This is a genomic window from Pseudomonas congelans (assembly GCF_900103225.1).
In the GTDB taxonomy this organism is placed as follows: domain Bacteria; phylum Pseudomonadota; class Gammaproteobacteria; order Pseudomonadales; family Pseudomonadaceae; genus Aquipseudomonas; species Aquipseudomonas congelans.
In genome coordinates this window covers 333,105-354,627 of record NZ_FNJH01000002.1, presented here as the reverse complement: position 1 = coordinate 354,627, position 21,523 = coordinate 333,105, and the positions used below count along the sequence as shown (strand labels likewise).

At 58.4% G+C, this 21,523-nt stretch carries 18 protein-coding genes and 2 tRNA genes; 5 read left to right on the top strand and 15 right to left on the bottom strand.

Translation table 11 applies throughout. The annotated features are described in order from the left end of the window. Positions 1–80: 80 nt before the first annotated feature. The 6 genes from tsaA to BLR20_RS08590 form a co-directional block, all read right to left on the bottom strand. Positions 81–773 (bottom strand): tRNA (N6-threonylcarbamoyladenosine(37)-N6)-methyltransferase TrmO, encoded by a 693-nt coding sequence (gene tsaA / locus BLR20_RS08620; protein ID WP_054994270.1) that lies wholly within the window; start codon positions 771–773, stop codon positions 81–83. A 10-nt stretch (positions 774–783) separates the two neighbouring features. Further along, entirely contained in the window at positions 784–1,245 is a 462-nt protein-coding gene (locus tag BLR20_RS08615; protein ID WP_003314340.1) for a YehS family protein, read from the bottom strand. A gap of 79 nt (positions 1,246–1,324) precedes the next feature. Then, a complete protein-coding gene (locus BLR20_RS08610; RefSeq protein WP_003339519.1) occupies positions 1,325–2,035 on the bottom strand; it encodes an rRNA pseudouridine synthase in 711 nt (236 codons plus the stop codon). A gap of 92 nt (positions 2,036–2,127) precedes the next feature. Continuing rightward, positions 2,128–2,568 carry a GNAT family N-acetyltransferase gene (locus tag BLR20_RS08605; RefSeq protein ID WP_054994269.1) on the bottom strand — a complete coding sequence of 147 codons (441 nt, stop codon included), beginning with the start codon at positions 2,566–2,568 and terminating at the stop codon, positions 2,128–2,130. A gap of 101 nt (positions 2,569–2,669) precedes the next feature. Beyond that, on the bottom strand, positions 2,670–4,013 hold the full coding sequence (gene rimO, locus BLR20_RS08600; protein WP_010432259.1) for a 30S ribosomal protein S12 methylthiotransferase RimO: 1,344 nt from the start codon (positions 4,011–4,013) through the stop codon (positions 2,670–2,672). 356 nt (positions 4,014–4,369) lie between these two features. Continuing rightward, a complete protein-coding gene (locus tag BLR20_RS08590) occupies positions 4,370–5,461 on the bottom strand; it encodes a catalase family protein (protein WP_054994268.1) in 1,092 nt (363 codons plus the stop codon). 333 nt (positions 5,462–5,794) lie between these two features. Between BLR20_RS08590 and BLR20_RS08580 the strand changes: the two genes are divergently transcribed. After that, positions 5,795–7,690 carry a potassium transporter Kup gene (locus tag BLR20_RS08580; RefSeq protein WP_004406174.1) on the top strand — a complete coding sequence of 632 codons (1,896 nt, stop codon included), beginning with the start codon at positions 5,795–5,797 and terminating at the stop codon, positions 7,688–7,690. An 86-nt stretch (positions 7,691–7,776) separates the two neighbouring features. Here BLR20_RS08580 and BLR20_RS08575 read toward each other — a convergent pair whose 3' ends face one another. The 4 genes from BLR20_RS08575 to BLR20_RS08560 all read right to left on the bottom strand — a co-directional run bounded on the left by BLR20_RS08575 (position 7,777) and on the right by BLR20_RS08560 (position 12,556). Continuing rightward, positions 7,777–9,111: a virulence factor family protein gene (locus tag BLR20_RS08575; RefSeq protein WP_054994267.1), complete on the bottom strand. Its 1,335-nt coding sequence runs from the start codon at positions 9,109–9,111 to the stop codon at positions 7,777–7,779. Next, the gene (gene mprF, locus BLR20_RS08570) at positions 9,111–11,753 is read right to left on the bottom strand and encodes a bifunctional lysylphosphatidylglycerol flippase/synthetase MprF (RefSeq protein ID WP_003409381.1); all 2,643 of its coding nucleotides are present in this window, start codon (positions 11,751–11,753) and stop codon (positions 9,111–9,113) included. The genes BLR20_RS08575 and mprF overlap by 1 nt, the downstream gene beginning before the upstream one ends. Positions 11,754–12,102: 349 nt before the next feature. Further along, positions 12,103–12,179: transfer RNA gene (locus tag BLR20_RS08565), tRNA-Met, on the bottom strand. A 300-nt stretch (positions 12,180–12,479) separates the two neighbouring features. Continuing rightward, positions 12,480–12,556 (bottom strand) — tRNA-Met (locus tag BLR20_RS08560). A gap of 261 nt (positions 12,557–12,817) precedes the next feature. On the opposite strand from BLR20_RS08560, the gene dinB reads away from it, so the two are divergent. Then, the gene (gene dinB / locus BLR20_RS08555; RefSeq protein WP_003364753.1) at positions 12,818–13,879 is read left to right on the top strand and encodes a DNA polymerase IV; all 1,062 of its coding nucleotides are present in this window, start codon (positions 12,818–12,820) and stop codon (positions 13,877–13,879) included. 41 nt (positions 13,880–13,920) lie between these two features. Here dinB and BLR20_RS08550 read toward each other — a convergent pair whose 3' ends face one another. The 4 genes from BLR20_RS08550 to BLR20_RS08535 form a co-directional block, all read right to left on the bottom strand. Next, complete coding sequence (locus tag BLR20_RS08550; RefSeq protein ID WP_032616059.1) at positions 13,921–14,877, bottom strand: hypothetical protein; 957 nt, start codon at positions 14,875–14,877, stop codon at positions 13,921–13,923. A 65-nt stretch (positions 14,878–14,942) separates the two neighbouring features. Continuing rightward, the gene (locus BLR20_RS08545; protein WP_032616061.1) at positions 14,943–16,658 is read right to left on the bottom strand and encodes a proline--tRNA ligase; all 1,716 of its coding nucleotides are present in this window, start codon (positions 16,656–16,658) and stop codon (positions 14,943–14,945) included. A gap of 171 nt (positions 16,659–16,829) precedes the next feature. Next, positions 16,830–18,170: an OprD family porin gene (locus tag BLR20_RS08540; protein ID WP_054994266.1), complete on the bottom strand. Its 1,341-nt coding sequence runs from the start codon at positions 18,168–18,170 to the stop codon at positions 16,830–16,832. A gap of 145 nt (positions 18,171–18,315) precedes the next feature. Then, positions 18,316–18,615, bottom strand: coding sequence for a hypothetical protein (locus BLR20_RS08535; RefSeq protein WP_054994265.1), 300 nt, complete (start codon positions 18,613–18,615; stop codon positions 18,316–18,318). A gap of 413 nt (positions 18,616–19,028) precedes the next feature. Here BLR20_RS08535 and BLR20_RS08530 point away from each other — a divergent pair, with 413 nt between their 5' ends. Next, a complete protein-coding gene (locus BLR20_RS08530) occupies positions 19,029–19,460 on the top strand; it encodes an HIT domain-containing protein (protein WP_054994264.1) in 432 nt (143 codons plus the stop codon). Beyond that, positions 19,457–19,663: a SlyX family protein gene (locus BLR20_RS08525; RefSeq protein ID WP_054994263.1), complete on the top strand. Its 207-nt coding sequence runs from the start codon at positions 19,457–19,459 to the stop codon at positions 19,661–19,663. Before BLR20_RS08530 ends, BLR20_RS08525 begins: the two co-directional genes overlap by 4 nt. A gap of 64 nt (positions 19,664–19,727) precedes the next feature. Here the strand turns inward: BLR20_RS08525 and BLR20_RS28220 are convergent, their stop codons facing one another. Further along, complete coding sequence (locus tag BLR20_RS28220; RefSeq protein WP_025990972.1) at positions 19,728–20,336, bottom strand: cold-shock protein; 609 nt, start codon at positions 20,334–20,336, stop codon at positions 19,728–19,730. Between the two features lie 471 nt (positions 20,337–20,807). On the opposite strand from BLR20_RS28220, the gene BLR20_RS08510 reads away from it, so the two are divergent. Continuing rightward, positions 20,808–21,281 carry a Dps family protein gene (locus tag BLR20_RS08510; protein WP_003314356.1) on the top strand — a complete coding sequence of 158 codons (474 nt, stop codon included), beginning with the start codon at positions 20,808–20,810 and terminating at the stop codon, positions 21,279–21,281. The last annotated feature ends 242 nt before the right edge of the window (positions 21,282–21,523 follow it).

Genomic DNA, 21,523 nt, shown 5'->3' with positions numbered 1-21,523 from the left:
CCGCCTCGTCCTTGATTGGATCAGGCGGGTTTTTGTTGCGCGGGGTTTGTCGCCTCGATCGTGTCAGACAAGCAGCGGCTTCAGGCGAGCAGCACTTCCAGCACGCAGATCACGCCGGCCTGCGGGTAGTGCCAGCGCACGTCCAGATCCCAGAACTGAGCACCATAGCGACGTTCCGGCGTGGGGAGCTGGTAGGCCGGGCGCGGGTCCTGGGCCAGACATTGCTCGATCAGTTCGATCAGTGGCTCATTCAGGCGCAGTGCGTGTTCGCGAGCCTGTCGCAGCGCGGCGTCTTGCCAGTGCACCGGTATCAGGTCTGGTGCGGCACTGGCGATGTGGTTGGTTGCGTCGGCAATTGCATCGGCGTAGGGCACGTAGGGCTTGATGTCCAGCACCGGCGTGCCATCCAGCAGGTCGATGCCGGACAGCCAGAGTCTCCCGGCTTCGACCTTGTCCAGCTTGACCACCGATTGGCCGATGCCATTGGGGCGATGGGTGGCGCGGGTAGCGAACACGCCCATCGACTGGTTGCCACCCAGGCGCGGCGGGCGCACCTTCAGGCGTGGCTTGTCTTCCAGCACCAGGTGGAACAGAAACAGCAGCCAGACGTGACTGACCTGTTCCAGCCCCTGAACGGCTTCACCCTGATCGAAAGGTGCCACCAACTCCAGCACGCCGCGTGCCGCCGGGGCCAGCTGTGGCTGGCGCGGAATGGCGAATTTCTCCTTGAAGCAGGAGCGCACGAAGCCGACAGGCGAGACGTTGTAGCTCATCGGGTCAGGTTCAGCCACGCACGCGCAGGGTCAGGCCCTTGAGGAAGTTGCGCAGCAGTTGATCGCCGCAGGCCCGGTAGTTGGTGTGCCCGACCTTGCGGAACAGGGCGCTCAGTTCCGGCTTGGAGACCGGGAAGTCGACTGATTTGAGGATGGCGTGCATATCGTCTTCTTTCAGTTCGAACGCCACGCGCAGTTTTTTCAGAACGATATTGTTGGTGATCGGCAAATCGATCGCCTGTGGCGGACGGCTTTCGTCCTTGCCACGCTTGAAGTAGACCAGGCCATCGAGGAAGTGCGCCATGATTTCATCGCTGCAATCCAGGTAGCCTTCTTCTTCCTCTTTTTTCATGAAGGCGATGACATCGCTCTTCGACACTTCAAAACCGGTCAGTGCGGTGATCTCGACAATCTTGCTGTCGCTGATATCGAGCATGTAGCGCACGCTGCGCAGTACGTCGTTGTTCATCATGAGGCGTGTTTCCTGATAAGTCGTAGGGCAGCGCATGACGGTGGTCATGCGCGCTGTAATAAGGTGGGTGCTGCGAGGGTCAGAACTTTTCCTTGGCCGTCATGTAGCGCCACTGGCCCTCGGGCAGTTTGCCCATGGACACGCCGCCGATACGGATGCGGCGAATGGCGACGATCTTCAGGCCGACGGCCTCGCACAGCAGGGCGATGATGCCGGGCTGCGGATTTTTCATCGCAAAGCGCAGACGGTTCTCGTTCTGCCAGCTGGCCTTCACGGCTGGCAGTTCCTTGCCTTTGTAGGTCAGGCCGTGGTTCAGCCGGTTGAGGCCATGGGCAACCATCTCGCCCGAGATCTCCACCACGTATTCCTGCTCGATCTTGCTGCGGTCATCGGTGAGCTTGCGCAGGATCTTCCAGTCCTGGCTGAACACCATCAAGCCGCTGGCATTGGCCTGCAGGCTTGAAATCGCCTCGAGGCGCATGAAATGGCCCTTGAGCGGACGCTTGCTGTAGCTGTGCTCTACGGAAAGCGTGCCCGGCGTAATCATCTGCAAAGCCTCTTCGGCGCTTGCCGAGGCGGGTTTGTGCAGGATGATCGTCACAGGCTCCGGGGAGTCGGCCTTGGCGTCCGGGCTGAGCTCGATTTTCTGGGTGCTGACCTTGAAGTGCGGTTCTTCGATGACCTCGCCGTCCACAGTGACCCAGCCACCCTCGATAAACAGTTCGGCCTCCCGGCGGGAGCAACCGACCAGCTCGATGAGGCGTTTGGAAAGGCGAATGGGGTCTGTCATGACAAAAAAGCCGTTTGCTAAAATAAAGTCGCCATTGTAACCGCCCGGCGACGGTTAATCGCGGCAACATTGCATTTGCGCTGCAATCGGTGTCAGTCACAGCCAGTCAGACGCATTCTGAGCATGGGGTAAGGCTGGCCCAGACCATCAACTGCAGAGCGGCTGACAACCTCGAAACCATGCCTGCGGTAAAACCCCAGTGCCTGAGTATTCTGTTCGTTGACGTCCAGTTCGCGGATATTGAACCGCTCGATTGCGTGAGTCAGCAACTGCGTGCCCAGCTTCTGGCCGCGGTGGTCAGGGTCGATGAACAGAATATCCAGCCTGGTCTTGCTTGTGCCCGCAAAGCCGGTGATGTTGAGCTGCTCATCCTGGGTACAGAATAGGTTCACGCTACCCAGATACTGCGGCAGCAACCCCTTGAGCCGGGTGATGTAGGCGTCTGGCAGAAAGTCATGGGTCGCGCGCACCGAGCGTTCCCATACTTCGGTCAATTCCGGGTAATCGTGGGTATCCGGTATATATAACGGCATCTCGCGTACTCCATTCGGCCGGTCCTGGATAGACAACAGCCAGAGACAAAAAAGCCCTGCCGATTAAGGGCAGGGCTTTCGCTTGCGGCGAGGGAGGGTGCTTAGAGCATCTCGGCCCACAGGTCGTATTCGTCTGCATCGGTCACCCGGCACATGATCTTGTCGCCAGGCTGAACGGTGCTGCCATCCTCCAGACCGATGAACACGTTGCCGTCGATTTCCGGGGCGTCGAAGAAGCAGCGGCCCACGGCACCCCGATCGTCGACTTCGTCGATCAGCACTTCGATTTCCTTGCCGATCTTCATCTGCAGGCGAGCAGCGCTGATCGCCTGTTGATGAGCCATGAAACGATCCCAGCGGTCCTGCTTGACGTCGTCCGGCACGATGGCCGCGTCCAGCAGATTGGCAGGCGCGCCCTCAACCGGCGAGTACTGGAAGCAGCCAACCCGGTCCAGCTGTGCTTCGGTCAGCCAGTCCAGCAGATACTGGAAGTCTTCTTCGGTTTCGCCGGGAAAGCCGACGATGAAGGTCGAGCGGATGATCAGGTCAGGGCACTGCTCGCGCCAGTTCTTGATGCGTGCCAGGGTCTTGTCTTCGAAGGCCGGACGCTTCATCAGCTTGAGGATTTTCGGGCTGGCGTGCTGGAACGGGATGTCCAGGTACGGCAGGATCTTGCCAGCGGCCATCAACGGGATCAGTTCGTCGACGTGCGGGTACGGGTAGACATAGTGCAGGCGCACCCAGACGCCCATCGAGCCCAGCGCCTGGCACAGCTCGGTCATGCGGGTTTTGACCGGCTGACCGTCCCAGAAACCGGTGCGGTATTTGACGTCAACGCCATAGGCGCTGGTGTCCTGGGAAATGACCAGCAGCTCCTTTACACCGGATTTGACCAGGCGCTTGGCCTCGTCCAGTACATCACCCACCGGGCGGCTGACCAGCTTTCCGCGCATCGACGGGATGATGCAGAAGCTGCAACTGTGGTTACAGCCTTCGGAAATTTTCAGATACGCGTAGTGACGCGGGGTCAGTTTGACGCCTTGTGGCGGCACCAGGTCGATCAACGGATTGTGATCGTGGCGGGGCGGCACCACATCGTGCACGGCGTTGACCACCTGCTCGTACTGCTGAGGGCCGGTCACCGACAGTACGCTCGGATGCACATTGCGAATCACACTGGCATCGACGCCCATGCAGCCGGTCACGATGACCTTGCCGTTTTCCTTGATGGCTTCGCCGATCACTTCCAGCGACTCGGCCTTGGCCGTATCGATGAAGCCACAGGTATTGACCACGACCACGTCGGCGTCCTCGTAGGTCGCAACGACTTCGTAACCTTCCATGCGCAACTGGGTCAGGATGCGTTCGGAGTCAACGAGTGCCTTTGGGCAACCCAGTGAAACGAATCCAACCTTGGGGGCGGACGGCGTGGTGACGGTGGACATGGCAAACCTCGGCGTGAAGGGCGCCCGGACGCGAAGCGCAGGCGCTGACTGGGCGCTTGCTGCGCCTCTGATCAAAAAGTGCGCAATTCTAGCGGTGAGTGGGCAGGATGACCAGCGTTTGCATGAGAATTACGACGTACGCGAGACGCAGCCGGGGCCAGCACTTGAAGAGCCCATCGCATCACGATCGACAGTAAGTCGGTTACACGCAGTGTATCGGGGAGGATGGCCGATATTGCAGAGGGCAGTGGCTTTGTTTACATCGGTTCAGAGCGAGCCGAAGTTAATGGTCTTTCAGTCCGGCTGAATCCAGTCCAGTCCCACCTGCGCGGGCCAGGACTGGCTGTCACATGTTCTCAGCGCTTTGGCTCATGCATCGGGCAGCCGTTGTGCTGACTGCGAAAGCCCGCGGAGTGCTCATACGCAGGTTTGCGTACGCGCATGACGCCGCCCAGCGGACGATGCGCCTCAAGGCCATGCCATGGGCTGAATGCCATGCCTTCGTCGATTTCCTGGACGTTTTCCTCGGACCACGACGACTGGCGTGGCACATCGATTCGAGCGACCGCCACGTAAGGGCTGAGATCTTCCGGCCAGATCGCCGAGGCGTCCTCGATCGGCATTTTTTCCAGATCCGTGGCCAGTTGCACGCGGACCTCCCAGCTGGCGTCGTGTTCAAGAAAGAACGCCTTGACCGCTTCGCGCAAACCGTCCGGGTTGTCTTTCAGGTCCAGCGCCTTGTCGGTCAACGCAATCAGCTCGGCGGAGACAGGCACGACGCTGAGTTTGGCGTAGTAGGGGCCGTACAGAAAAGGTACGACGGTGTAGAACGTCTCGCCCAGAATGTGGGTCATCGGGTGCCCGCCAAGGCTTCTCAGTGTGCCGCTTTCGCCCCCGGCCGACTCGATCACCGATTCGATGCCGCGCAGGACGGCAGACAGCGCGCGTTTCATGCCCGGAGCCTTGTCGGTCGTCTTGGCCAGCAACTTCAAGGTCTTCAGAAAGGCCTTGGGGTCCTTGGCGGTAAAGGCCTTGGCGTTTTGCATGACGAAGTCCTGGGTGGTTGCCTCTGCGCTGCCAGGCAAGCGCGCGCCTTCGACGCCGACCAGTTTGATGGCCAGGCCTCTGGGCGTGGATACCTTGTCGTCGAGAATGTCGCCGGGGTTGGTCGAGAAGCGCATGACCACCGGAAAGTTGCCGGGCGTGGCAAAGGCACCTTGTGCCAACGGCTCGGGCAGGTCGCCGTATACCTGAATCTGACCGTGGAGCAAGCCGTGAGCCTTGGCGTGCACACTGCGAATGGCGTGCCCCGTATCTTGATAAGTGGTTTCGAGGATGGAGTGCATGGCTTCGACCAGCTCTTTGCCGGTCTGCGCTTCATCGTCCGGAACGACTTCAAATGAGGGCTGGAAGAGTAACGGCTGGACAGTCAGGTTTTGTGTGGTCATCAGAGCATCTCGGTCAGAGGTAATCAGGGTGCCCGGGCGTCGATGCGGTTCTTGAAGACCCCTGATGCGGCAGGCTTAACTAATGACCGGCCGATATTTTTGTCGTTCCATGAGAAATATTGCCTCGAATAACGGCTTCGGCAGGCCGTGATCAATGCGTGACGGCAGGCCGGATCGTTGCGACGATCTGCGTTTCACCAAGAATTACGACGAGTGCTGCGTTATGCTTCGCGCCATCGCGCCGAGGCATGTCAATGTCTGGCTGAATCTGAATTGTTACGCCTTGTGATGTTCTCAGTGTTGAACCTCATGTCTGGTTTCCGGGAGTAGTGGATGAGTCAAGCAAACAGTCATGCGGAGGCCGGAGGCGCTGCCAAGCCCATCGGGCTGCTGATCGCCGCAGTAGGGGTGGTTTACGGCGACATCGGCACCAGTCCGCTGTACACCCTCAAGGAAGTGTTTCAGGGTGGTTACGGCGTGGACGTGACCCATGATGCGATTCTCGGCGTGCTGTCGCTGATCTTCTGGTCGCTGATCTGGGTGGTTTCCTTCAAATACATGGCGTTCGTCCTGCGTGCCGACAACCAGGGTGAGGGCGGCATCATGGCGCTGATGGCCCTGGCGCGGCGTGCGTCCGCCAAGCACCCACGGCTGCAAATGATGATGGTGGTGTTCGGGCTGTTCGGCGCCGCGTTGTTCTACGGTGACAGCATGATCACCCCGGCAGTTTCGGTCTTGTCGGCGATGGAAGGGCTGGAACTGGCGTTCGACGGCCTTGATCACTGGATCGTGCCCATGGCGCTGATTGTGCTGGTGGGCCTGTTTCTGATTCAGCGTCATGGCACTGCGCGCATCGGCGTGCTGTTCGGCCCGGTGATGGTGACCTGGTTCCTGGTGCTCGGCGCGCTGGGTGTCTACGGCATCATGCAGTCGCCGGAAGTGCTGAAAGCGGTGAATCCGGCATGGGGCGTGAATTTCTTCATCATCCATCCAGGCATTGGCGTGGCCATCCTCGGTGCTGTGGTGCTTGCTCTGACCGGTGCCGAGGCGCTGTATGCCGACATGGGCCACTTCGGCCGCAAGCCGATTTCACGTGCCTGGTTCATCCTCGTGCTGCCTGCGCTGCTGCTCAACTATTTCGGTCAGGGTGCGCTGGTGCTGGGCAATCCCGAGACGGTTCGCAACCCGTTCTACCTGCTGGCGCCGGGCTGGGCGCTGCTGCCGCTGATCGGTCTGTCGACGATGGCCACCATCATTGCCTCGCAGGCGGTGATCTCCGGCGCCTTCTCGATGACCCTGCAGGCGATCCAGCTGGGCTACATTCCGCGCATGCACATCCAGCACACCTCCAGCGACGCGCAAGGCCAGATCTACATCGGTGCCGTCAACTGGGCGCTGATGGCGGGTGTGATTCTGCTGGTGATCGGCTTCGAATCATCTGGTGCGCTGGCATCTGCCTACGGCGTCGCGGTGACCGGGACCATGCTCTGCACCACCATTCTGGTGTCCACGGTCATGCTGATGCTCTGGAAATGGCCGCCATTGCTGGCCGTTCCGCTGCTGATCTGCCTGCTGCTGGTGGACGGTCTGTTCTTCGCGGCCAACGTGCCCAAGATCTTCCAGGGCGGTGCCTTCCCGGTACTGGCCGGTGCGGTGCTGTTTATCCTCATGACCACCTGGAAGCGCGGCAAGCAATTGCTCGCGGAGCGAATCGACGAGGGCGGGCTGCCATTGCCGATCTTCATCGGCAGCATTCGCGTTCAGCCGCCGCATCGGGTGCAGGGCACGGCGGTGTTCCTGACTGCGCGTTCGGATGCCGTGCCCCATGCGCTGCTGCACAACATGCTGCACAACCAGGTGTTACACGAGCAAGTGGTGCTGTTGACGGTGGTGTATGAAGATTCGCCCCGTGTGCCGTCCGCTCAGCGCTTCGAAGTCGAATCCTATGGCGAAGGCTTCTATCGGGTGATCCTGCACTTCGGCTTTATCGATGAGCCCGATGTACCCGCTGCGCTGGCCTTGTGTCACCTGCCGGAGCTGGACTTCAGTCCGATGCGCACCACGTACTTCCTCAGCCGCGAGACAGTGATCCCCTCCAAGATGGACGGCATGGCGCGCTGGCGTGAAGCGTTGTTCGCTTTCATGCTCAAGAACGCCAACGGCAACCTGCGCTTCTTCAAGCTGCCGTTCAACCGGGTGATTGAGCTGGGTACCCAAGTGGAGATGTAAACGTTGGCCGGGCTATCCGGCAGCGCAGATAAAAAAATCCCGGCAACCTCACGGTGCCGGGATTTTTTTTGTCGCAGACTGTGGCGTTATTGAGCGGCAGTCTTGCCCTGACGCTTGTTGATCGCGTCGATCAGACGTTTGGCCAGCGCCGGATAGTCCTCATCGAAGTGATGACCACCTGGCAACTGAACCGCTTCGCCGACGGCAGTGGTGTCGGTGCAACCGCTGTCTTTCTTCTCTTCGACCCCGTAAACGCAGAACACCTTGGCGGCTGGCAACTTGGCCATTTCCTGTCCGGTGGTGGCTTCCTTACCCGCGTTGCCGAGCCAGCCGTCAACGTGAATCTCGAAGCTGCCGGTGCGCGCGAAGGCCAGCAGAATGATCGCGTCAACCCGGTTCTGATCGTCTGCCGCCAGGCGGTTGTAGATGGCCGGCATGACGTCCGCACCGAACGAGTAGCCAGCCAGGATGAAGCGCTTGGTGCCCCATTTCTGACGGTAGTGGTTCATCAGGTCGGTGAGGTCGACGGCGGTCTGTTCCGGCGTCTTGTGTTCCCAGTAGTAGCGCAATACGTCGATGCCCACTACCGGGTAGCCCATCTTGGCCATGTCACCGGCCACGACTTTATCCAGGTCGCGCCATCCGCCATCACCGGACATGAACAGCGTCACAGTGTCGGAAGGTTGGCTGGCTGGGACTTCGACTGTCGGTATGCCCAGTCCGCCGCTGTCGTTCTCGCCGAGCAGCAGGTGACGAAGTTCGGTGTTGAGCACCTGAGGCAGCGGAATGTCGTAGTCGCTGATGCTGGTGTCGGCGTTGCTCTGGTCGCGTACAAATGCTGCGCTCGGATCATCCGGCGCGTCGTTCCAGGCGGCCAACCAGTGTCCGTGTGCAGCCTTCTGCGGCAGCGGCACGTCGCAGATCTGTGGCGGCTTTTCGTCCTCTTCCACAACGGGCGGCGGATTAGACACGTGCTCAAGCGCAAAATCTACGGAAATGGCTTGCGCCTTGTCGTCGGTCTGCCCGGCCAGCCAGCGCCAGGCCAGTGTCGCGCCAGGGCCTATGCCACCCACTACCTTTGCAGGGCCGTCGAGCTTCGTCAGCGCGTCCTGAAAGGTCTTTTGTTGCAGGACGCAGTCGTCCTTGGGCAACACCACCTGAATGATGCGTGCCGACGCATCCTTGCTGATCGCCAGCAATTGCTTGTCGGTCAGCATGTCTTCAGCGGTGACGGCCAGTGCGATACGGGTCTTGATGCTGGTGGCCGGCGTTACGCTGGTCAGCGGCGCGCCCCCGTCAAGGTTCGAATGTTCCAGTGAGGCGGGCGGGGCGGGGCGGGTCCAGACCCAGACTCCCAGCGCTACGATTAAAAGAACAATTACCAGAGCTGCGAGCAAAAGGCGCCAGGAGCGTCGAATCATCAGCGTTTCACCAATCCAGTCAGGCCGCCCGCAATCAGGGCGGCGGTGTCAGCCAGTGCCACGAGCGGATCAAGTCCGGCAGGCACGGCCATATAACGAGGTTCCCAATCGGGCTGGAACTTGTCCTTGAAGCGACGCAGCCCCTGGAAGTTGTACAGCTGTTCGCCACGGCGGAAAATCATCGAACCCAGACGCTGGGTGATGGGTGCGCCGCGTCGTGGCTGCAGGCCCGACAAAGGCACCATGCCCAGACTGAAGCGCGCGTAGCCTTGGGCTTTGTAATGCAGAATCAGGCCGACCATCATGAATTCCATGGTCAACTTGGGTGCATCCGGGTGCGAGCGCATCAGGTCAAGGCTGGCCAGTTCCGGGCTGGTGGTTTCCAGCAGGTTGGAGAACGCGACAGGCTTGCCCTGGAAGTGCACGATGGCAATGCGGAAGTACTTCAGGTACTCAGTACTGAAGCGGCCCAGCGAGAAGCCTTTTTCACGGACATTCTTGCCCGTCAGCCAGGCATCGGAAATCACTTTCAGCTCGTCGATCGGCGCCTGGCCCGGTTCGTAGATCTCCAGCGAAAGACCGTCGCGGCCACCCCGGTTCCAGGTGTAACGCAGATCTTTCATCTCTTTGCCCTTGGCATCGATGTCGAAGCGACGCAGGTCGACGCGCGCCTCTTCACCCAGCTTGATAGCCGTGAGACCGATGTCCATGTAGAACGGCAGGTTTTCTGCACGTACCTGATAGAACACTGGACGCGCATGGTGCACGTCGCACAGGTCGCGGAACTGCCAGATCAGCTCGGCACGCTGCTGTGTGGGGCCGATCGGGTCGTAAAGCGCTACCAGGCTGCGGCCGCGATGCGAGTACATCAGAAACGCATTGCCAGCCGGATGGAACAGGATGGCCTTGTCGCCGGTCAGCACCAGGCCGCCATCCGGCTGTTTGGATGCTTTGAGGATCTCGGCCGCCTTGTCCAGGTCTGCCGCGTCGGGCAGCTTGATAACCGGTCTGGCAGTGCGCAGCAACCAGGTCAGCGAAACCACCACCAGCAGCACTGCGCTGCCCAGCGCCGAACGCAGGCCACGCGGGGCGTCGGCATCGAGGGTGAACTGCCACCACAACTGGTGACTGTAGGGCACGTCCTGATAGGCGAACAGCAACAGCCAGATCGAGGCCCCGACCACGCAAATGCTGGCAATCAGGTAGACCGGTGAGAACGGCAGCTCCAGCAGGCGGCTTGGACGGTAGAACGAACGGCGGAATGTCAGCAGCAGGCAGGCGGTCAGCAACAGCATGCTTGCCTCTTCCCAGTCGAAGCCCTTGAGTATCGACAGCACTGCACCTACCAGCAGCAAAATAGAGGTCAGCATCCATGCCGCCGACAGTCGACGACGCAGGCCCTGTGCGAGCAGCAGGCACAGCACACCTACCAGACTGGCCCCGAAGTGCGACGCATCGATCAGTCGATGCGGGATCATGAAGCCAACGTTTTCGAGACGGGTATCGATTTCAGGGGTGGCACCAGAGAAGAGCAGCACCACCCCCGACAAGAAAACCAGTAGTGCCAGAATCGGTGCCGCCAGCCCTGAAGCGACGCGCATGGCCTGCCGGGTCGGCAGCAGGCGCTGGGCCTCGGTAAACAGCAGGGTAAGGCAAGCCAGCAGCAGTGGCAGGATCACGTAGATCAGGCGGTACAGCAGCAGCGCAGCAGCGAGGGGGGCGGCACCCAGCTCGTTGGCGAAGGCTGCGAGCAGAATCGCCTCGAAAACGCCGACGCCGCCAGGCACATGGCTGAGCACGCCGGCAGCGAGCGCCAGCAGGTAGATAAGAATGAAGGCGCCCAGCGGTGGCGCATGCGGCAGCAGCAGATACAGCACCATCGCTGCGGCGGCGACGTCCAGCGCGGTGATCACCAACTGAATAAGCGTCAGCTTCAGGTCCGGCAGGCGCAAGGTACGACGACCGAGACGAACCAGAATATTGTGCGGGATATCCTGTTCCGGCAGGCGGCGACGGTAGACGAACACCGCCAGCAGCAGACTGCCGATCAACACCGCTGTAGCGACTACAGCCAGCACGTCGACTGGAAGCTTGAGTGCCAGTGACGCGCCTGACAGGTTGCTCAACGTGGCCAGTGCAGCCAGTGGCGGCAGCGCACAGCCCAGTGACAGGCTGGCGAACACGGTCATGCGGGCGATTTCGATTGCGCCTACGCCATGGCGTGAATAAAGCCTGTAGCGTACCGAACCACCGGACAGCATCGACAGGCCGACCGCATTGCCGATGGCAAACGAGGTGAAGCCGCCGAGAAGCAGCGTCTTGATTGGCAGGTCGACATTGGCGTAACGACTGGCGGACAGTTCATAGCCCATCAGGATGATGTAGCCGACGATTGCCGCGAGCAGCGCACCGCCCAGGGCGGGCAGGGGGACTGCGAACAGCGAGTCGTGCAGCGCATACCAGTCCATTTCGACCAGCATGTGGCGGCAGGCTATAAGGGCCAGGCTGAACAACAGCAGCATCACCGCCAGCCCTATGGGCTGTCGGTATTTGCTCAGCAGCTCCCGCCAGTTATGGCGCGGTGGGCTGACCGGTTGTTCTGCATCAATGGTTTCATTGGAATCGGACATGTTGTCGCGCATCAATCACTCCTTGGATCGTGCGCGACAGGATGGAGGTATGCAGCCAAGTTACCAATCCCTACGCAGAAAATATTTCAGGATGTTAGCGCGTCAACGTCTAACGAGCGAATAGCGAATCGAGCCGGGTGATGCTGTTCAGCTACGGTTCAGTCGTGATTCAGCTTAGTAACACCTATCGGCAGCGCACGCAAAAACTGTCGTAAATGCACGCATTACGTTACAGATGTGATGATAGGGTTTCAAAGGGCTTTGGAAATAGTCTTTTTTGTCAGACAGTTAGCCGTTGCCCGCGCTACTTTTTTACCGGAAACAAAAAAGGCCACTCTTTCGAGTAGCCTTTCTTGATGTTTGGTTGCGGGAGCCGGATTTGAACCGACGACCTTCGGGTTATGAGCCCGACGAGCTACCAGACTGCTCCATCCCGCGTCTGTGTGGCGGCATTCTACAGCCGAACGCTGAAGTGTCAACCCTTAATCCGGAAAGCATGCGAATAAGTAGCGGATTGTGCTCATTTTGCACGCCAGAGGCCGGATGCTCGTTTTTCAGGGCTGCATATCTGCGTGGAGCATTATCAGCAAAGCGGACGGCCAGGCAGTGAGGATTTGCCGCAGGGCGTCGCGAGCGCTTTATAGCTGCGCGAGGCATGGGCAATGTCCTGGCTTGAGAAGGGCGCTTTTCAGGCGCGCACAAAAAAGGCCACTCTTTCGAGTAGCCTTTTTTGATGTTTGGTTGCGGGAGCCGGATTTGAACCGACGACCTTCGGGTTATGAGCCCGACGAGCTACCAGACTGCTCCATCCCGCGTCTGTGTGGCGGCATTCTACAGAGAGATGACGAGGTGTCAATGGTTAGTTTCAAAAAAGTGCTTTTTCTTCAAATGCTTAGCGGATCCAAATGATCGGTCTGCTCGGCATCGGCGCTTGCATGACGGGCCTTTGCAGCTGTTTCGGTCATCCGTGATGGGCTTTTGACTGCTTTTCATGACGACCTTTCACATCATTGGATGTTACTTGCCGGTACGAATGAGATACTGCGCGGCCATTGATTGCAAAATCCCATCAGGTCATGACGCAGCGCAAAATCATCCACATCGACTGTGACTGCTTTTATGCAGCCATTGAAATGCGTGACGAGCCCGACCTCGCTGGCAAGCCGCTGGCGGTCGGCGGCTCTGCGGAGCGGCGCGGGGTGATTGCGACCTGTAATTATGAGGCGCGCGCCTACGGTGTGCGTTCGGCCATGTCGTCCCGGCATGCGCTCAAGCTCTGCCCGGACCTGACCATCGTCAAGCCGCGCATGGATGCTTATAAAGAAGCATCGCGGGAAATCCATACGATCTTTCGGGATTACACCGACCTTATAGAGCCGTTGTCTCTGGATGAGGCCTTTCTGGACGTGTCCGAGGCCGGGCACTTTTCCGGGAGCGCCACGCGCATCGCGCAGGACATCCGTCGCCGGGTCTCGAATCAGCTGCATATCACGGTGTCGGCAGGCGTTGCGCCCAACAAGTTTCTCGCCAAGATCGCCAGCGACTGGAAAAAGCCCAACGGGTTGTTCGTCATCACGCCGGATCAGGTCGAGGATTTCGTCGCCTCCCTGCCAGTCACCAAGCTTCATGGCGTAGGAAAAGTCACCGCAGACAAGCTCGGCCGACTGGGTATCGTCGATTGTGCCGACCTGCGAAGCCGCAGCAAGCTCGCGCTGGTCAGGGAGTTCGGCAGCTTTGGTGAGCGCCTCTGGAGTCTGGCGCACGGGATCGATGACCGGCCGGTGCAGAATGACAGCCGGCGTCAGTCAGTCAGCGTTGAAAATACTTACGACACGGATCTGCCCGATCTGGCGGCCTGCCTGGAAAAGCTGCCCGACCTGCTGGAAACCCTGAGTGGCCGGATGGCCAGAATGGAAGGGCAGTACCGGCCCGGCAAGCCGTTCGTCAAAGTGAAGTTTCACGATTTCACGCAGACGACTCTGGAGCAATCCGGAGCCGGCAGGGATCTGGGCAGTTATGAACAGTTGCTGGCTCAGGCGTTCGCTCGCGGTGGCAAGCCGGTCAGGTTGCTGGGCATAGGCGTACGTCTGCACGATCTGCGTGCAGCCCATGAACAGCTGGAATTGTTCTCTCGATAATGACTGTGACTGGCCGCGGTTAAACGCCGCGGCCTTTCACGTTACTGGCTCTGGGCAGGAACGGCGACCAGGCGGCCGGCGTCTCTGGCGAGTGACTTGAGAAATTCACCCTGCAGTTGCGGATCGTTGCGCGTCAGTTCGATCAGGCTCTGTTCCAGCTCGCTGGCTTCTTCTTCCAGGCCCATATCAGAAAGACGTTTGACGCGATGCACCCACTGGCTGACCTCGTCATCTTCAAGATCGTCGTAGATCAGGGCGTGCGCCTCCAGCAACTTGCCGCGTAGCGAATGGCTGATGGGCAAACTGGCGTTTGCGTGCGCGCTGTCCTGATCGTCTTCGACATTGATATAGATGCGCGTGATGCGGCTCAGGTCCTGTTCGGCAAACGGACTGTCCAGCAGGTTCAGGCGCAGAATGCCGTTGCGGTCAGTGCTCATTTCGTGAGTTTCATTGCCAGCCTTGACCATCACCGGGCGTTCATTCCAGGGCAGCGTGGAGTTCTCGATCCGCTTGTCCTTCTGAACCTCGTCGATGCTCGCCAGATTCTGCTCGGCGCGGCCGTGGGACGGGGCATTCATGAACGGGTTCATGCCTGCCACGCCGTAGTGAATCCAGTCCTTGGTCATGCTTTCCGGCAAATTACCCAGCGCAAACACATTGACCACGTTGGCCCCGACACCCGCGACAACAGCAACCGCGCCGAGCGGGATCTCATAGACCTCCCGCCATGGTTGGTAAGGCGTGTAGCGGTCATAGTGGCGGGTGACTTCAAAGTCGGTGACTTCGAACGATTTGTGCTCGTGAATCCTTACGCGGCGTTGCGGCAACTCCAGTGTCTTGGGTTCGCCGATATCGACTTGCAGGGTATGTTCGAGCAGTTTGCGTTCGACTCGCTCCTCGTGCTCGCTGCGCTGAGAGAGCTGGTTGGCACAGCCGCCGACGAGAAATGAGCCGCACAGAACGGCGCTGCCGAGGCTTAGGGTGCTTCGTTTGAGCATGGGATCTCTGATGCGGATTGGGCGAGTGAAGAGCGGCGCACCTGCGAACAGGTGCGCCTTTTTACTCAGCGGTTCACTTTGCCCTGGATGAACGACAGCACGTCCGCGACCGCAATGGCTTGCGGCTGCGATTCGGTACGGCTCTTGTATTCCAGATTGCCTTCGGCCAGGCCTCGGTCACTCACCACGATGCGGTGCGGGATACCGATCAGTTCCATGTCGGCGAACTTGATGCCCGGGCTGGTCTTCTTGTCGCGGTCATCGAGCAATACTTCAAAACCGGCAGCCGTCAGGTCGGCGTACAGTTTGTCCGTCGCTTCGCGAACGGCCTCTGTCTCGTAGCGCAGCGGGATCAGTGCAATCTGGAACGGCGCGAGGGTGTCGTTCCAGATGATGCCGTTTTCGTCGCTGTTCTGTTCGATGGCAGCTGCAACCACTCGGGAAACACCGATGCCGTAGCAACCCATCGCCAGATTGACCGGCTTGCCGTTTTCACCCAGCACCTGGCACTTCATCGCTTCGCTGTACTTGGTGCCCAGCTGGAAGATGTGACCCACTTCGATGCCGCGCTTGATTTCCAGCGTGCCCTTGCCGTCAGGGCTTGGGTCGCCCGCAACCACGTTACGCAGGTCGGCAACGGTCGGAACCGGCAGATCGCGCTCCCAGTTGACGCCGAAGTAGTGTTTGTCATCGATGTTAGCACCAACACTGAAGTCGCTCATCAGCTCGACGGAACGGTCGATGATGCACGGCAGTGGCAGGTTCAATGGGCCCAGGGACCCTGCGCCTGCGCCGATGGCGTCGCGCAGTTCGGCTTCGGACGCCATGACCAGAGGGTTGGCGACCTGTTCCAGCTGGCTGGCCTTGATTTCATTGAGCTCGTGATCGCCGCGGATGATCAGAGCGATCAGCTTGCCTTCTTCGGCAGCATGGACTACCAGGGTCTTGACGGTTTTCTCGATTGGCAGACCGAAACCTTCGACCAGTTGGGCGATGGTCTTGGCGTTCGGCGTGTCGATCAGACGCAACTCTTCGCTAGGGGCAGGGCGCGTCTTCTCGCGAGGAATCGCCTCGGCCTTTTCGATGTTGGCTGCATAGTCGGAGCCGTCGCTGAACACGATATCGTCTTCGCCGGATTCGGCCAGTACGTGGAATTCGTGCGAGCCTGCGCCGCCAATCGAGCCGTTATCGGCTTCGACCGGGCGGAACTTCAGGCCCAGTCGGGTGAAGATATTGCTGTACGCCAGATGCATGCGGTCGTAGGTGACCTGCAGCGATTCGTGATCGGCGTGGAACGAGTAAGCGTCTTTCATGACGAACTCGCGTCCACGCATCAGGCCGAAGCGTGGGCGGATCTCGTCACGGAATTTGGTCTGGATCTGATACATGTTGATCGGCAGCTGTTTATAGCTGTTGAGCTCATTGCGTGCCAGATCGGTGATGACTTCTTCATGGGTCGGGCCCAGGCAGAACTCGCGGTTGTGGCGGTCGACCAGACGCATCAGCTCCGGGCCATACTGCTCCCAGCGTCCGGATTCCTGCCACAGCTCTGCGGGTTGAATGCCGGGCATCAGAATTTCGAGTGCGCCCGCGGCGTCCATTTCTTCACGAACGATGGCTTCGACCTTGCGCAGTACGCGCAGGCCCATGGGCAGCCAGGTGTAGAGGCCGGAGGCCAGCTTGCGAATCATGCCGGCGCGCAGCATCAGCTGATGGCTGACCACGACCGCATCGGAAGGGGTTTCTTTCTGTGTGGCGAGCAAAAATTGACTGGTGCGCATGGTTGGCCGTTGTCGGTTGCTGAGACAGGAAATGACCTGGCATTGTACGGCGCTGTTCCGGTCGCGTACAGGGCGGGGCTGGCTTGCAGGTCGCAGGAAGACGCTTTCCTGTCCTCATGAAAAAGCCCGGCATGTGCCGGGCTTCTTCTATTAACGAGTGCTGAGTGGTGATTACAGGATCGAGATCGGGTAATCGACAATCAGGCGGAACTCGTTGACGTCGCCATCTGGCTGGTCATCGTTGCTACGGTGCCATGCCTGACGCATACGGAAGGACAGGTCTTTGGCTGGGCCAGTCTGTACGACGTATTTGGCTTCAAGGTTGGTTTCGTGGTGTTTGCCGTCAGCACCGTACATATTGGCATAAAGGCTGGACGCGTCCACCTTGGTGCCATCGATGTTATCACCGTTGATGTAACGGGTCATGAAGCTCAGGCCTGGAACGCCGTAAGGCGTCATGTTCAGGTCGTAGCGCACTTGCCACGATTTCTCGCCTGGGCCGTTGAAGTCAGAGTACTGAACGGAGTTGGCCAGGAAAATCGAGTCGCCGCCACGGTTTTGGCTGCCGATACCGATGTAGTCAAACGGCGTATCACCGTCAACCTTCTGGAAGGCAACGGTAACTGTATGAGCTGCCAGGAATGAATAGGCTGCCGACGCCGAGTAGGTGGTGTTGTTGATCGAGCCCGCTTTGGCGCTGCCTTCGTCGAGTGTGCGATACAGATTGACGTCAAACGCCAAGGATTGATCGTTCCCCAAAGGCAGGGCGTAGTTCACATTGCCGTAGTACTGATCCCAGATGTCTTCAAGCTTGGACGCGTAGAACGCTACGCCAAGCCCGTCAGTGATCGCATATTTGCCGCCCATGAAGTCAGCGCTTTTCGCAGGCAAGCCGTTTTTGTTTGCGTAGGTTGCCCAGATCGTACCCTCATGGCTCGTCGTGTCCTGACCGGTACCCGAGTAGAAGTGACCTGCTTCCAGATCAAGACCGGAAATTTCACTGCTCTGCAGGCTCAGACCGCTCGCGGTTTGAGGCAGAAGGCGTGAACCACCCACAGCAAATACCGGGCTGGTAGGTTGCATGTCACCGATTTTCAGCTCGGTTTTGGAGATACGAAATTTGACGGCTCCGCCTAGTTTGCCAAATGTGTCTTTATTGTCCCGATCAGGCCCGTCAGCGCTGGTGGCGAGGTTACCTGAACCCGAGTATTTATCAGGGCCCCAAAGCTTGAGACCGCCGTAACCGAAAGCCTCAACGCCGACGCCGATGGTGCCTTGGGTATAGCCGGAGCTGAAGTTGGCCAGGATACCTTGAGTCCAGTCGCGATCGTCTTGAGATCCGTCTTTCTTGTCACGGTTGTAATAGTAATTGCGCAACTTCAGGTCAAGTGTGCTGCCTTCCACAAAGCCCTTGGCATCAGCCTGATCGCTGACGAAAGGTGCGGCTGTTGCCATTTGGGCGCTGGCGGCCGTAACGGCCAGTGCGATTGCGCTCCACTTCATCACTCTCATCGTGATTGCTCCTTTGGTTTTTAGAAGATTTTTTCTGCCGTCCCACCTGTTTTTTTATCTGGGCGGCTCTTTCTATTTTTGTCGGCGGAATCTATATCACGCTGACTTGGGTTGCTATAGCTACAGCCTTATCCTTTCAGAATCTTTACGACGCGCTGCCGGGCTGGCCTGTAGTGGCATTCTGCGCATTGTCCGACAGGTCAAAGCGCGGTCCGTCACAGCCTCCCCCGGGGTCGCAAGCCTTGTTTCCCTTGATTCTGGTACCCCTGTTTTCCGCCAGGGTTGCCGTCATCATATGGGTGATAAAGCAACAAGCGTGCACAAAGTTTCCGAAAATGAAAAAATTTTGTGAAAAATCAGAATCAGGATCGCCTTTTTGCTCCATATGACTGTTTTTAATGACTATTTTTATTTTTTTAAAATACCTCTCGCTTTTCTTCGTCAAGGGTGGGTGCTGCCCTTATCGCCTAAAAACGTTACCGGTATCGGCTTGCGTTGAGTAGAAAACGAATCTGCTGTGTTGCTGTCGCAACAGCAGTGTGTGATTTTGGTGCAGTCCTCATCGAACTCGCCTGAACCTGGAGCATTGCTCTGGCTGGCGTTCATGGTGAGGCAATGGATGTTTCATTTTCATGTACGTCAAGCAGGCAATTGTAAGGCGGTGGTTCAAGGGGGTGGGGGTTGCAGCGGTATCTGCTGTCAGTCGGTGGCGTCAAATCGGTGCGGCGACCGTTGTGGAGGGTGCATTCTGGTGCGCAGGTGAAGCCCCGCGCGAACCCTAGTATCCTGCCTGCCTATCGCAGCACCCTGTTACCGATAGGGCAGGTGCATTCACCTGGCAGTCAGGAGCTTTTTATCGTGTTCGTTCTGGATTCCCGCCTTCAACAAGACACCCTGCCGATCGGCGACTTTCCGCTGTGCCGGTTGCTACTCTCCAATGACAGTCATTACCCATGGTTCATCCTGGTGCCGCGTCGGGCAGACATCACCGAAGTCTTTCAGCTCAACGCTGCAGATCAAATGCAGTTGTGGCAGGAGACGAGCGCGTTGTCCAAGGTGCTGAACGAGCTCTTCGATGCGGATAAAATCAATATTGCCGCGTTGGGCAACGTGGTGAGCCAGCTGCATATGCACGTCATTGTGCGCAAGCGTGACGATGCCGCCTGGCCTGCGCCAGTGTGGGGCAAGCATGCTGCCATTGCTTATACCGACGAACAGCTCTCGGCAATCCGTCGGCAACTGAAGCCGGTACTGACAAATGATTTTCGATTTGAGGAGGAACAATCATGAGCCTTGAAGAGCGAGTCATGGAGCTTGAAAGCCGCATGGCCTTTCAGGACGATACGATTCAGGCACTCAATGACGTGCTGGTAAAGCAGCGGCGTGAGCTTGATCATCTGCAACTGCAGATGGCGGCGATGCTCAAGCGTCAGGAGGAAATGGGCAGTCAGTTCGAGACCTTCGAGGAAGATGTGCCGCCGCCTCACTATTGATGGGCTGACATAAAAAAACCGCGACTTCCGTCAGGAGGTCGCGGTTTTTTGTTGCTTGAAACAATTAGCGGCGGGGCAGGGCTGCGATGACATCTTCGGCCTGCAGGCCTTTGTCGCGGTTCATCACGGAAAATTCGACGCGCTGCCCTTCGACCAGTACGCGATGACCCTCACCGCGAATGGCGCGAAAATGCACAAAAATATCGTCGCCGGAGTCCCGGGAGATGAAGCCGAAGCCCTTGGAGGTGTTGAACCACTTTACGGTGCCAGTATCACGATTTCCCATGTCGTGGCTTTGCGGCGCGGACGAAGGGGTGTAAGACCTGTAAAAGCTGACGCCCAGATGCAGGACGACGGCTACGATAGCGACAGCGAGGCTGACCAGAATGGCGGGTTGACCTGCGATGTCGGGTAGAGGAACAAGCAAGGTTAGCGTCTGTACGATTACCGCGATGACAAGCAGTGCACTGACCAGATTTTGCAACGTATGACGCGGGCCTCGATTCCAGTAAGGGATTACCGGAGCAAGTATCAGGTTAAGCAGGCCGAGGAAAGCTAGGCAGATCGCGTCAGGATTTTGCAGGTAGAGAGAGGCCGCTTCACTACGCAGGCTGGGTATGAAAGAGAGCAACAGGGCTGCTGCTCCCGTCACCAGATGGACAATTTTCAACATTTTAAAAAGCTCACATGCAAGAAGGATTACAAGAAATAGCTGGTGGCACCCGGTACGCTTCTGAACACGATGAGGCGTGATGCACGGACGCTGGGCCAGCCTATGTGCCAGCGCTGAATGGCAACTCGATGGCGACACGCGGTGTATTTAACAGCAAAGCCTGATCCTACTCAAATCAGCAATTGATAATGGTGCCGGTGTCTCTCCGGCCTTGGCATTCGACCGTTCTGCAGTGACCCTGCAGGTGCTGAACCAGAGCGCTCGGAGAGCTTTTGCCAACGTTTTTACCGGGCTTGCGAGAATTTCCCACCCCGGGGTGCTCGCTGCGAACCGGCAGGAATCGCCCTGGCATGTGCGTAAGTCGCCGTCGGCAGAAGTCCTCGACGCCAACGGAAAGCTGCGTCATTCGGCTTCTCTTGATAGAGTAGCCTTCTTTACTGCTTTTCAATCCTCACCAAAAGGGCATGAAACATGGCAATCGATATCGGTATCAGTGAAGAGGATCGCAAGTCGATCGTTGACGGTTTGTCGCATCTGCTGTCGGATACTTATGTACTGTACCTCAAGACTCATAACTTTCACTGGAATGTCAGTGGTCCGATGTTTCGCACGCTGCATTTGATGTTTGAAGAACAGTATAACGAACTGGCCTTGGCCGTTGACTCCATCGCCGAACGTATTCGTGCTCTGGGCTTTCCGGCGCCGGGTACTTATTCGACTTATGCGCGTCTGTCTTCCATCAAGGAAGAAGAAGGTGTGCCAAGTGCTGAAGATATGATCAAAAGTCTGGTGCAGGGTCAAGAGGCTGTTGTCCGTACTGCTCGTAGTATCTTTCCTCTTCTGGACAAGGTCAGCGATGAGCCGACAGCTGACCTGCTGACGCAGCGCATGCAGGTTCATGAAAAAACGGCCTGGATGTTGCGCTCGATGCTCGAATCGAAGTAATGGCCAAGGCGAGTGGTGTTATTGCCACTCGCCCGCCTCTTCATCCGTCCCTGGCGGGCCACTGCATGAGCTCACGTCCAGTGCTGTAGCTGCCAGTCAGGTCAACGCCTGCCAGTCGCCGACTGTGTGCGTAACGTCTTGCAGTAGTTGCTTCCTTTTTCACTGTCCCTTCAAGCCTGAACGATATTCCGCTGATTCCTGTAGCCATGTCCTACAGTGACAACGTGTAGGGCCTTCTGGCT

What these genes read in the sequence shown, in the direction of transcription:
- BLR20_RS08575 (WP_054994267.1), bottom strand. Translation starts at nt 9,111, where the DNA reads ATGATTCGACGCTCCTGGCGCCTTTTGCTCGCAGCTCTGGTAATTGTT.
- BLR20_RS08545 (WP_032616061.1), bottom strand. Translation starts at nt 16,658, where the DNA reads ATGCGCACCAGTCAATTTTTGCTCGCCACACAGAAAGAAACCCCTTCC.
- BLR20_RS08510 (WP_003314356.1), top strand. Translation starts at nt 20,808, where the DNA reads ATGGCAATCGATATCGGTATCAGTGAAGAGGATCGCAAGTCGATCGTT.
- BLR20_RS08580 (WP_004406174.1), top strand. Translation starts at nt 5,795, where the DNA reads ATGAGTCAAGCAAACAGTCATGCGGAGGCCGGAGGCGCTGCCAAGCCC.
- mprF (WP_003409381.1), bottom strand. Translation starts at nt 11,753, where the DNA reads ATGCGCGACAACATGTCCGATTCCAATGAAACCATTGATGCAGAACAA.
- tsaA (WP_054994270.1), bottom strand. Translation starts at nt 773, where the DNA reads ATGAGCTACAACGTCTCGCCTGTCGGCTTCGTGCGCTCCTGCTTCAAG.
- BLR20_RS08605 (WP_054994269.1), bottom strand. Translation starts at nt 2,568, where the DNA reads ATGCCGTTATATATACCGGATACCCACGATTACCCGGAATTGACCGAA.
- BLR20_RS08615 (WP_003314340.1), bottom strand. Translation starts at nt 1,245, where the DNA reads ATGATGAACAACGACGTACTGCGCAGCGTGCGCTACATGCTCGATATC.
- rimO (WP_010432259.1), bottom strand. Translation starts at nt 4,013, where the DNA reads ATGTCCACCGTCACCACGCCGTCCGCCCCCAAGGTTGGATTCGTTTCA.
- BLR20_RS08610 (WP_003339519.1), bottom strand. Translation starts at nt 2,035, where the DNA reads ATGACAGACCCCATTCGCCTTTCCAAACGCCTCATCGAGCTGGTCGGT.
- BLR20_RS08540 (WP_054994266.1), bottom strand. Translation starts at nt 18,170, where the DNA reads ATGAGAGTGATGAAGTGGAGCGCAATCGCACTGGCCGTTACGGCCGCC.
- BLR20_RS28220 (WP_025990972.1), bottom strand. Translation starts at nt 20,336, where the DNA reads ATGTTGAAAATTGTCCATCTGGTGACGGGAGCAGCAGCCCTGTTGCTC.
- BLR20_RS08525 (WP_054994263.1), top strand. Translation starts at nt 19,457, where the DNA reads ATGAGCCTTGAAGAGCGAGTCATGGAGCTTGAAAGCCGCATGGCCTTT.
- BLR20_RS08590 (WP_054994268.1), bottom strand. Translation starts at nt 5,461, where the DNA reads ATGACCACACAAAACCTGACTGTCCAGCCGTTACTCTTCCAGCCCTCA.
- dinB (WP_003364753.1), top strand. Translation starts at nt 12,818, where the DNA reads ATGACGCAGCGCAAAATCATCCACATCGACTGTGACTGCTTTTATGCA.
- BLR20_RS08550 (WP_032616059.1), bottom strand. Translation starts at nt 14,877, where the DNA reads ATGCTCAAACGAAGCACCCTAAGCCTCGGCAGCGCCGTTCTGTGCGGC.